Genomic DNA, 10,290 nt, shown 5'->3' on the forward strand with positions numbered 1-10,290 from the left:
CGTCCGCGGCCTCGACAACCTCGACGCCCACGTCGCCTGCGTCCGCCAGTTCAAGGTGCCGGTGCTGGTCGGGCTCAACCGCTACCCGACCGACACCGAGCGCGAGTACCAGGCCGTGCTCGACCGCTGCGGGACGCTCGGAGTGCCGGCCTATGTCGCGGACGTCTTCGGCAGGGGCGGGGAAGGGGGCGAGGACCTCGCGCGTGGGCTCCTCAAGCTCCTCGAGACCGAGCGCTCGGCGTTCGCGCCGCTCTACCCGCTCGACGCCTCCGTGAAGGCCAAGCTCGAGACCATCGCCACGCGCATCTACGGCGCGGACGGGGTCGACTACCCGAAGAAGGTGGACCGTCAGATCGCCCAGGCCGAAGCGCTGGGCTATGGCCAACTGCCGGTCTGCGTGGCCAAGACGCAGCGGTCGCTGTCCGACGACCCGACCCTGCTCAACCGGCCGCGCGGTTTCCGGATCACGATCAACGACCTGCGGATCTCTGCTGGGGCGGGGTTCCTCGTGGCGCAGGCCGGCGACATCACGACCATGCCGGGGCTGCCGCGCAAGGCCAATGCCGAGGGCGTGGATGTCACGCCGGACGGGGTGATTACGGGGCTCTTCTAGCCGTGTGATATACTGCGCGCTGGCCCAGGCTGAAGCGGGCTAAATCCATGATCCAGGTCGATCGACTGACGAAGAGCTACGGGCCGGTGACGGCCGTCCACGACGTGTCGTTCAACGTCGAGAAGGGGCAGATCGTCGGCTTCCTGGGCCCCAACGGGGCCGGCAAGTCCACGACGATGAAGATCCTGGCCTGCTTCATGGCGGCCAGCGGCGGCAGCGCGCGGGTGGCGGGCTTCGACGTGTTCAGCCAGTCTCTCGAGGTGCGCCGGCGCATCGGCTACCTGCCGGAGAATTCCCCGCTCTACGCCGACCTGCCGGTGGCCGCGTATCTCGACTTCGTCGCCGAGGCCAAGGGTGTCCCGCGCGGAGTGCGCCGGTCCAAGGTCGCCGACGTGATGGACCGCTGCTTCGTCACCGACATGCAGCACCGGCTCATCGGCAAGCTCTCCAAGGGCTACCGGCAGCGGGTGGGGCTGGCGCAGGCGCTCTTAGGCGACCCGGAGGTGCTGATCCTCGACGAGCCCACCATCGGGCTCGACCCGCGCCAGATCACCGAGATCCGCGCGCTGATCAAGTCGTTGGGCGGCCAGCACACGGTCATCCTCTCCACGCACATCCTGCCGGAAGTCTCCATGGTCTGCGACAGCATCATCATCATCAACCGCGGCCGCGTCGTGGCCAAGGGCACCCAGGCGGAGCTGGTGGAGCAGGTCTTCCCCGCGGCACGCGTGGAGGTGGAGGTGGCCGGCCCCGGAGAGGCCATCGCTTCATCTCTAAAGACCCTGCCCGGCGTGACGTCGGTAGAAGCGATTGGGGTGGAGGCGATCGGCGCCCGCGACGGCGCCTCCCGGTTCGTCGTCGAGTCGCCGCGCGGGCGCGACGTGCGCGGGGAGCTTGTGCGGCTCGTCGCGGGCCGCGGCTGGGAGCTCCTCGAGCTGCACCAGGTCGGGCTCTCCCTCGAGGAGGTCTTCATCCGCGTCGTGGCGGGCGAGGAGCACGCGCCGCAGGTCTTGGAGTCCGTGGTGGAGACGGCGCAGTGAGGGGCTGGCTGCCGGTCTTCAAGAAAGAGATGCGTCTCTACTTCGGCTCGCCCGTCGCGTATGCCGTCGCGACCTTCTTCCTCTTCATCGCCGCCTTCTTCTTCGCGCCGTCCTTCATCCAGTACGCGGACGTCTCGATGCGCTCGGCCATGCAGCCGCAGATGGGACAGACCCTCAACGCCACGGAGAACATCCTGCGCCCCCTCACGTACAACATGGCCGTGGTGCTGCTCTTCTTCATCCCGATGCTGACCATGCGACTCTTCGCGGAGGAAAAACGCTCGGGCACCATGGAGCTTCTCCTGACCTACCCGCTGCGCGACGGCGAAGTCCTCGCGGGCAAGTTCCTGGCCGCCCTGGCGCTCTACGCCTCCATCCTCGCGCTGACGGTCTCGTACCCCATTACCGTCGCCTGGTTCACCCGGATCGAGTGGGGCGCCGTTCTGACCGGGTACCTCGGCCTCCTGCTCGTGGGTGCGGCCTTCCTGTCCATCGGGCTCTTCGTGTCGTCGACCACGGAGAACCAGATCGTGGCGGGCTTCGGCACCTTCGGCGCGCTCTTGACCCTCTGGCTGCTCGGCTGGTTCGCCGACTCGGCGCAGGGCGCGCTCCGGACCGTGATCCAGCAGGCCGCCATCATCGAGCACATGGAGAGCTTCGCCAAGGGCGTCCTCGACACGAAGGACCTCGTCTACTACCTCTCGGTGACCGCCTTCGCGCTGTTCCTCACGCTCCGCTCGCTCGAATCGAAGCGGTGGCGGGGTTAGGGTAGCCCCCCATGACGTTCCTCAAGACGTTCCTCATGACGCTGCTCAAGCGCTGGGGCATGTGGGGCGCCGTGCTCTGCCTGCTGGGCGCCGGCGGGCTCGCGCTCTTTGCGTCGTGGATGACGCGGCTGCAGTGGGCGCTCGTGATCGCCGCCGCCGTTCTCTTCGTCGCGGCGGCCGCGCTCAACTGGCGCGAGGGCGCCTCGCTCCTCGGCCGCCGCGGGATGCGCCACGGCGCGAGCGCGGCCTTGCTGGTGCTGATGGCCCTGGGCGTGGCGGTGCTCGCCAACGCCGTGTCGCTCCGCTACAACGCGCGCTGGGACCTGACCGAGAACAAGCGCCACAGCCTCTCGCGCCAGACGGTCAAGCTGGTCCGGGGGCTTGCGGCGCCGGTCGAGGTCATCGGCTTCTTCCGCTCAGACACGCCCGGCAAGCGCACGGCCGAGGACCTGCTCAAGCAGTACGCCCAGGCCTCCGGGGGCAAGTTCACCTACCGCATGGAGGACCCCGACCGCTCGCCGGGGCTCGCGCGGCGCTACGGCGTTGAAAGCTACGGCACGCTCGTGATGCAGAGCGGGGACAAGTCCGAGAAGGTGCTCGACGCCGATGAGGATCGGCTGACGAATGCCCTCGTCAAGGTCAGCCGCTCAGGCAAACCCGTGATCTACGTCGTCAAGGGGCACGGGGAGCGCGATCTCTCGAGCGCCGAGCGGGCCGGTCTCAGCCAGGCCAAGGAGCAGATGGAGAAGGCCAACTACACCGTCAAGGAGCTCGAGCTGGCGCGCCAGGCCAAGGTGCCGGCGGACGCGGCGGTTGTCATCGTCCCGGGGCCGAAGACCGATCTCCTGCCGCCCGAGCTCTCGGCTCTCGACGCGTACCTCGCGCAGGGCGGCCGTGTGCTCTTCATGGCCGACCCGCTCCAGGCCGACGGCCTCGTCAAGTACCTCGCCAAGTACGGCGTCGCGCTGGGCAACGACATCGTCGTCGAGCCGAGTCCCATCGGCCAGCTCTTCGGCGTCGGGCCCGAGGTGCCGATCGTCACGGGTTACGAGCGGCACCCGATCACCAAGGACATGGCCAACGTCATGACGGGCTTCCCGGTCACGCGCTCGGTCGCGCCGGCGAAGGAGGGCCCGCTCAAGGGAATCATGGCGACGGCGCTGGCCAAGACGAGTCGCGATTCATGGGGCGAGACCGATCTGGCCGGGCTCAGGCGCGGGCAGCCCGCGCGCCGGGATCCGGCGGATACGCCGGGGCCCGTGTCCGTGCTGACCGCCGTCACGATCGTGCCGGCGCCGGGCGCCAAGACCGAGCCCGAGACTGATGATGACGCGGCCAAGAAGCCCGAGGGACGGCTGGTTGTCCTGGGTACCTCGACGTTCGCTTCGAACCAGGGGCTCGGCTTCCAGGGCAACCGCGATCTCTTCCTCAACATTGTTTCCTGGCTCGCCGGGCAGGAAGGCGAGATCGCCATCCGTCCGAAGGACACGCGCCAGAACCCGATCTTCCTCACCAGCGCCCAGAGCCGGACCGTCCTGTGGCTCTCCATCGTCATACTGCCGGGCGCCGTGATGGTGTGCGGGATCTGGCTGGTCGTCCGCCGCCGCCGCATCAAGTAGCTGCCCGACGATGAGCTGGAAGACCCTGACCATCCTCGCCGTCCTCGCCGCGGGCCTCGGCGGCTTCCTCGTCGTGGACAGCTACTGGCTGACCCCGAAGCGCGAGAAGACGGCCGGCGTCAAGGGACGCCTGTGGACCATCGAGCCCAAGGACGTCCTGGGGCTGACCATCAAGCGCAAGGACGACACGGTCACGCTCAAGCGCGTGGGCGACGGCTGGGAGATGCTGGAGCCGGTCAAGACGCGGGCGAACAGCGGCGCCGTCAACGAGGTCGTCACTGGACTGGCGACAGCGAGAGTGGACCGGGAGATCGACGCCAACCCGTCCAAGCCAAGCGACTTCGGCCTCGAGCCGCCGGAAGCCTTCGTCACGCTCGAGGTCAAGGGCCAGGCCGCGCCGCTCACCCTCGCCCTGGGCGGCAAGAACCCGACGGGGGTCTGGGTCTACGCGCGGGAGGGAGGCAAGCCGGCCGTGGTCGCGATCGGCGACTCGATCTCCCGCGATGTCACGCGCCCGGTCGCCGAATTCAGGGACAGGACCCTCTTCGCCTTCGACCGGCGGAACGTCAGCGCGGTCGACCTCGACCTCGACGGGTCGAAGATGACGCTCGAAGCCGAGGACGGGGGCAAGTGGCGCATCGCCAAGCCCGGTCCCTACCGGGGCGACGCCGACATGATCACGGAGATGCTCGACAAGCTCGCGAGCGTCACGGTGAAGGAGTTCCTCGGTCCGGCGAAGTCGCCGGCAACCTTCGGCCTCGACAAACCCTCGCGCGTGACGCTCTGGCTCGGCAAGGACAAGGACCGCACATCCAAGACGCTCCTCCTGGGCAAGGTCGACGCCGCGAAAAAGGGCGTCTACGTCCAGCGCCAGGGCGAGCAGGAAGTGCTCGTGGCTCCCAGCGAGACCTGGGACAAGCTGCCGAAGTCCGTCGCGGCGGTGCGCGACAAGGTGGTCTTCGCCTACGCCTACGACAAGGTCAACCGCGTCGAGATCGAGAGCGCGGCGGGGACCGTTAAGCTCGAGCGAAATGGCATCGACTGGAACATCACCGCGCCCGAGGCACTCAAGGCCGACAGCGGCGCCGTCAACGGCCTCCTCTGGCGCATCCGCGACCTGCGCGCCTCGGGCTTCCTCGACGAGTCGCCGGCCGGCGTCGCGCGCTACCTGTCCAAGCCCGACGTGACGGTGAAGATCTGGGAGGAAGGCGTCAAGGAGCCCAAGACCCTGCTCCTGGGGCTGTCCAAGGCGGTCAAGGTCGGCGAGCCGACGGGCGTGGCGGCGCCGACCACGCAGGGCCCGGTCTTCATGGTCGAGGCCAAGGACATCGGCGATCTCTCCAAGACGGCGACTGACCTGCGCGACAAGAGCGTGGTCGCCTCATTCGACATGAAGGAGGTCAAGCGCGTACGCGTTACGGTCGGCGACAAGCGCCTGCTGCTGGAGCGCCGCGGCGAGGACGAATGGCGGGTGCTCGAGCCGTCGAAGGGCCCGGCCAAGGAGATCAAGGTCACGGGCCTGCTCCTGACGCTCCGCGCCCTCAAGTGGAAGGAGATCGCCGCCGCGGACGGCGCCGACGCGGCGCGGTTCGGCCTGGACAAGCCCGAGGTCGAGATCGCCGTGCTCAAGGCGGACGGCAAAGAGATGGCGGGCCTGGCCATCGGACGGACCGACCCCAAGCTGAGCTACGTGCGGAGCAAGTCGTCGCCGGCCATCTTTGCTGTCGACCCGAAGTTGCTGGAAGACATCCGCAAGGCGCCCTCCGACATACCAGGCTAACCTTTCGACAGCGCCATGACGACTCCCTCCGACACCGTCTACCTCAGGCAGATGGAGCTGGGCCCGATGCAGAACTTCGTCTACCTCATCGGCGACCCGGAGACGCGGGACTGCGTCGCGGTGGATCCGGCCTGGGAGATCGACGCCATCCTGGAGCAGGTCCAGGCCGACGGGATGCATCTCATCGGCGCGCTCGTCACCCACACGCACCAGGACCACGTCGGCGGCCACCTCTTCGGCCACGACATCCCCGGAATCGAGGACCTCCTGGCCAAGGCCCCGGCCAAGGTCTACGTCCACGCGGCCGAGCGCGAGTTCCTCCGCGGCTTCGGCTCGGACCTCGTCAAGGTGGGCGGCGGGGACACCCTCGACGTGGGGCGCATGAAGATCACGTTCGTCCACACGCCGGGGCATACGCCGGGCTCCCAGTGCTTCCTCGTGGACGGCCGCCTGATCTCGGGCGACACCCTCTTCATCCGCTCCTGCGGCCGCACCGACCTGCCCGGCAGCGACCCCAGGGAGATGTACACCTCGCTGACCCAGCGGCTGGGCGCTCTCCCGGACGACACCGTGGTCTTCCCCGGCCACAACTACGGCGGGACCGTCACCACGATCGGTGACGAGAAGCGCCACAATCCAATGATGCGCTTCCCCACGATGACCGACTTTCTCCGCGTCATGGGCCGCGGCTAACGCCCCCAGGCTGCTCAAGAGGGTCCAGACGCGAGGCGGCGCCCGACGGCCGCACGCGAGGCGTACTCCTGTACGTTGAGCGTGCGGCCGAGAGCGCCCCAACAGACTTCTTGTTACATGGCGCAGATGGGCCCTTTTGAGCAGCCTGCTAGACAGCGGTGGCGCCGCCGTCGACGTAGAGGACTTGGCCCGTGATGTAGTCCGGGCAGGTGGCGAAGAAGCGCACCGCCGCCGCCACGTCGTCCGGGTGCCCGAGCCTGCCCATCGGGATCTTCGCCCGCAGCCGCCGCTTCGACTCGCGCGGGAAATCCTCGGGCAGGAGGACCGCGCCCGGCCCCACCGCGTTGACCTGGATCCGGGGCGCCAGCGCCGCCGCGAGCCCTCGCGTCAGCATCACCACGCCCGCCTTGGAGATCGCGTAGGGGATATAGCCCGGCCACGCCCGCTTGGCGCCCACATCCGCCAGGTTGATGATGCGGCCTCCCCGACGGCCCATCGCGCGCGCGGCGGCCTGGGAGCAGAAGAAGGCGCCCTTGACGTTGACGGCGATGAACCGGTCGAAGTCGGCCGGGGTGACGGTGTCCCACGGTGTCCGCCAGAAGACGCCCGCGTTGTTGACCAGCAGGTCGAGCCGCCCGAGCCGTCGGACGGTCTCTGCCACCAGCCGCCGCGCCTCCACCGGCTTGGCCACGTCGGCGCGGATGGTCACCACGCGCGCTCCCAGCGTGGCGATCGCGGCGGCCGTGGCGTGGGCGTGGGCAGCCGAGCGGTGAAAGTTGACCGCGACGTCAAAGCCCGTCCGGGCGAGCTCGAGCGCGATGGCGCGCCCGAGGCGGATCGCGCCGCCCGTTACAAGAGCGACCTTGCGGGCCGTTTTGTTGACTTGCTTAATTCCCTGTGGTGTCATGAATTCATCATGGCCGGCCCGGTTCGAAACTGGTTCAAGGTCCGTTTCATCACCGGTTTCTTCGTCACGGTCCCCGCCATCGCCAGCGCATGGCTCCTGTACGTGTTCTGGGACTTCATCGACACGTTTTTCTCCCCCGGCTACGAGCGGGTCTTCGGGCGGCGCATCCCCGGCTTGGGCTTCCTCACCGCCGTGCTGTTCATCCTGTTCATGGGCACCATCGCCACCAACGTTCTGGGCCGGCGCATCCTGGCCCGCGTCGAACTGTTGTTCATCCGCGTGCCCATCTTCCGCAGCATCTACCCGTCCATCAAGCAGCTGATCGAGTCCTTCTCGCCCGAGAAGCGCCAGTCCTTCAAGGCCGTCGTCCTGGCCGAGCACCCCCGCGAGGGCGAGTTCGTCTTCGGCTTCGTCACCTCCGAGGTCCTCGTGGAGACGCCCGGCCGCAAGCGAGAGATGGTGACCGTCTTCGTCCCGACCAACAACCTCTACCTGGGCGACGTCATCATGGTGCCGCGGCAGGACGTCATCTCCACCGGGCTCACGGTCGAGGAGGGCATTCGCATCATCCTCTCGGCCGGCACCGCCACCCCCTCCCGGCTGCCGCGCGAGCGGCTCTGATCACAGCCCCCGCGGGTCAGATCACAGCCCCCGCGGGTCAGATCTAGGGCGTCCACGTCCGTAGCCACCGCCCCACCGCCTCGCTCAGCGGGAACAGCTTGCCGAAGAAGAAGTGCTCAGCGCCCTCGATGATCTGCGCCCTGGTGCCGAGCCGCATCCCCAGCCGCTCGAGCGCCTCCGCGGGGCAGTACTGGTCTCGGCTGCCCGACACCAGCAGCGTATGCGAGGGCGCGTGGCCGAGGAAGTCCAGATCGTACATCCCGAGGGGGGGCGCCAGCAGGGCCAGCGCGGGCAGGGCAGGCATGGCCGCCGCGACACGCGCGGCTACCCAGGCGCCGAAGGAGTAACCCGCGAGGCCTATCGGGCTCTCCGCGGGCAGCCGCCCGCAGAGCGCCGCGAGCGCCGCGGCCACGTCGTCCTGCTCGCCCTCGCCGCCTGCATGGACGCCGCTCGATGCTCCCACTCCGCGAAAATTGAAGCGGAGGGTCGCCATGCCCACGCCTTGGGCAAGTTCGGCGACGCGGACCACTACGGGATTGTCCATGTCGCCCCCGTAGAGGGGGTGGGGGTGGCAGACCACCAAGCCGGCCTTGGGGCTCTCCGGTAGGGCTACGAGGGCCTCAAGCCGCAGACCGCCCCGGACGTCAAGCGCTAGAGGTGTTTCCACCTCCCGACCTTAGAGTGGTAGGGGCAAATATTCAAGGGTGGATAGCCGTCCAAGGCGTGGAGGTATACTGCCGACTATGTGGAGTATGAGCTGTGCTTGGGTACGTCCCCGCCTCGAGCGGCACATTGATGGTGCCCTGGGGGGCCGTTCCGGGCGCTTCGTGGTGGGTCATCTTGAGCGCTGCGCCGGTTGCCGGGCCGCCTCAGAGGACCTGGGCCGGCTGAAGGCGTTCGTGCGACATGCGAGCCCCCAGGCGGTCGAGCCCGACTGGTCGGGCTTCTGGGTCACCGTGCGGGCGCGCATCATGAGCGAAGAGCCCCGTCCGGTGCGCGAATCGTGGTGGTTCCCCTTCTGGAAGCCTGTCTGGGGGCATCCGCGGCTGGCATTCGGCGCGGCGCTCCTGGCGGTCCTCGTCACCGCGTTTACCTTCTGGGCCGCCGACGACGCCGCGTATGCCTCGCCGGTGCACGTGCAGGACGTCTCGGCCGACGACCCGGAGCGGAGCGTGATGGTCTACTCGAGTCGCGCCCACGGCGTCACCGTCATCTGGGTTTTCGGCTCCAACGACACCTATGACCCGGAAGGCGACGCGCCTTGAGGGACCTACTCGCCTAGGTTCTTGAGGCGCTCCCGGGCGAGGGGCGCCTCCTCCGACTGCGGGAAGTTGTCCACCAGGTACTGCAGCCTCGCCTGCGCCACCTTCACCTGCTTGAGCTCGACCAGGGCCAGCGCCTCCTTGTAGAGCGCGGTCGGCACTTGACGCCCCCGAGGATAGTTCACGAAGACCTTGCGGAACTCCTGGACCGACTGCTCGAAGGCCTCCCGCGCCTTCTCCGCCTGCCCGGCCGAGGCCGCGGCGCGCCCCATGCTGAAGTAGGCCTCGCCGATCCAGTACTGAGCGCCGTCGGCTTGGGACGCGTCCGGGTGGCGCCGGACGAACTCCCGGAACTCCGCGATGGCGAGCGTGTAGTTGCCCTTGGTGAAGTCCAGGTAGGCTGCCTTATAGCCCTCCTCGGCCGTGCCGTCACCCGGCGAGCGGGCCCCGCCCGAGGGCGAGGGGGCGGGAGCGGGCGAGGGTGTCGGGCGCCCGCTCGGTCCGGCGCCCTGCGGGCGGTTCTGGCCGTCGAGCCGCTGGGCCAGCTCGTCGAGGCGTACGGAGAGACGATTCATCTCGGCCGTGAGGCCGTCGATCCGGGCGTTCATCGCCGACAGCTGACGCGCGCTCTCTCCCGATTGCTCGCGGGTGCGTCGCTCGAGCTGGCTCAGCACGGTCTCGGTCTCGCCGCGGCTCCTGTGCACGGCCAGGTTCAGGCCGTCGAGGTCCTTCCGGATGTGCGCCAGGTCCTGCTGGACAGCCTCGTCCGCGCCGCTGGCGCAGCCGGCGGCCGCGAGGGCGGCGGAAAAGACCAAGGGGAGCCAGAGGCTCCCCTTGGTCACCGCGGACTGCATCACCACCGACCCTGTGACGCTAACGGGTCTTTGTCAGGAAGTTGTCGCGCCGGTTCTTGCCCCAGCAGGCCTCGGTCTTCTCCGTGCACACCGGCCGCTCCTTGCCGTAGGAGATGATCGTGATGCGGCTGGCC

At 68.7% G+C, this 10,290-nt stretch carries 11 protein-coding genes; 8 read left to right on the plus strand and 3 right to left on the minus strand.

Annotated features, from left to right (window positions below; translation table 11 throughout):
- The 6 genes from VGV06_06880 to VGV06_06905 all read left to right on the plus strand — a co-directional run.
- Positions 1–613: formate--tetrahydrofolate ligase (locus VGV06_06880; protein ID HEV2054878.1), on the plus strand; the 613-nt coding region annotated here is incomplete at its 5' end.
- A gap of 47 nt (positions 614–660) precedes the next feature.
- Positions 661–1,653: an ATP-binding cassette domain-containing protein gene (locus tag VGV06_06885; GenBank protein ID HEV2054879.1), complete on the plus strand. Its 993-nt coding sequence runs from the start codon at positions 661–663 to the stop codon at positions 1,651–1,653.
- Positions 1,650–2,420 (plus strand): ABC transporter permease, encoded by a 771-nt coding sequence (locus VGV06_06890; GenBank protein ID HEV2054880.1) that lies wholly within the window; start codon positions 1,650–1,652, stop codon positions 2,418–2,420. The genes VGV06_06885 and VGV06_06890 overlap by 4 nt, the downstream gene beginning before the upstream one ends.
- Positions 2,421–2,431: 11 nt before the next feature.
- A complete protein-coding gene (locus VGV06_06895; protein HEV2054881.1) occupies positions 2,432–4,039 on the plus strand; it encodes a DUF4350 domain-containing protein in 1,608 nt (535 codons plus the stop codon).
- A gap of 10 nt (positions 4,040–4,049) precedes the next feature.
- On the plus strand, positions 4,050–5,819 hold the full coding sequence (locus tag VGV06_06900) for a DUF4340 domain-containing protein (protein ID HEV2054882.1): 1,770 nt from the start codon (positions 4,050–4,052) through the stop codon (positions 5,817–5,819).
- Between the two features lie 15 nt (positions 5,820–5,834).
- The gene (locus tag VGV06_06905; GenBank protein ID HEV2054883.1) at positions 5,835–6,512 is read left to right on the plus strand and encodes an MBL fold metallo-hydrolase; all 678 of its coding nucleotides are present in this window, start codon (positions 5,835–5,837) and stop codon (positions 6,510–6,512) included.
- A 148-nt stretch (positions 6,513–6,660) separates the two neighbouring features.
- On the opposite strand, the gene VGV06_06910 is transcribed toward VGV06_06905, so the two are convergent.
- A complete protein-coding gene (locus VGV06_06910; protein ID HEV2054884.1) occupies positions 6,661–7,419 on the minus strand; it encodes an SDR family oxidoreductase in 759 nt (252 codons plus the stop codon).
- Positions 7,420–7,428: 9 nt separating this feature from the next.
- Between VGV06_06910 and VGV06_06915 the strand changes: the two genes are divergently transcribed.
- Positions 7,429–8,040 carry a DUF502 domain-containing protein gene (locus VGV06_06915; protein HEV2054885.1) on the plus strand — a complete coding sequence of 204 codons (612 nt, stop codon included), beginning with the start codon at positions 7,429–7,431 and terminating at the stop codon, positions 8,038–8,040.
- Between the two features lie 43 nt (positions 8,041–8,083).
- Here VGV06_06915 and VGV06_06920 read toward each other — a convergent pair whose 3' ends face one another.
- Positions 8,084–8,707, minus strand: a complete 624-nt coding sequence (locus VGV06_06920; GenBank protein HEV2054886.1) for an alpha/beta family hydrolase — start codon at positions 8,705–8,707, stop codon at positions 8,084–8,086.
- A 232-nt stretch (positions 8,708–8,939) separates the two neighbouring features.
- On the opposite strand from VGV06_06920, the gene VGV06_06925 reads away from it, so the two are divergent.
- Positions 8,940–9,305, plus strand: coding sequence for a hypothetical protein (locus VGV06_06925; GenBank protein HEV2054887.1), 366 nt, complete (start codon positions 8,940–8,942; stop codon positions 9,303–9,305).
- Between the two features lie 5 nt (positions 9,306–9,310).
- On the opposite strand, the gene VGV06_06930 is transcribed toward VGV06_06925, so the two are convergent.
- Positions 9,311–10,156, minus strand: coding sequence for a tetratricopeptide repeat protein (locus VGV06_06930; protein HEV2054888.1), 846 nt, complete (start codon positions 10,154–10,156; stop codon positions 9,311–9,313).
- Positions 10,157–10,290 lie beyond the last annotated feature (134 nt).

The sequence above is a fragment of the Candidatus Methylomirabilota bacterium genome, from assembly GCA_035936835.1.
In the GTDB taxonomy this organism is placed as follows: Bacteria; Methylomirabilota; Methylomirabilia; order Rokubacteriales; family CSP1-6; genus AR37.

Coding starts and splice junctions, on each gene's coding strand:
- VGV06_06910 (HEV2054884.1), bottom strand. CDS start 7,419: ATGACACCACAGGGAATTAAGCAAGTCAACAAAACGGCCCGCAAGGTC.
- VGV06_06900 (HEV2054882.1), top strand. CDS start 4,050: ATGAGCTGGAAGACCCTGACCATCCTCGCCGTCCTCGCCGCGGGCCTC.
- VGV06_06885 (HEV2054879.1), top strand. CDS start 661: ATGATCCAGGTCGATCGACTGACGAAGAGCTACGGGCCGGTGACGGCC.
- VGV06_06915 (HEV2054885.1), top strand. CDS start 7,429: ATGGCCGGCCCGGTTCGAAACTGGTTCAAGGTCCGTTTCATCACCGGT.
- VGV06_06930 (HEV2054888.1), bottom strand. CDS start 10,156: ATGCAGTCCGCGGTGACCAAGGGGAGCCTCTGGCTCCCCTTGGTCTTT.
- VGV06_06895 (HEV2054881.1), top strand. CDS start 2,432: ATGACGTTCCTCAAGACGTTCCTCATGACGCTGCTCAAGCGCTGGGGC.
- VGV06_06905 (HEV2054883.1), top strand. CDS start 5,835: ATGACGACTCCCTCCGACACCGTCTACCTCAGGCAGATGGAGCTGGGC.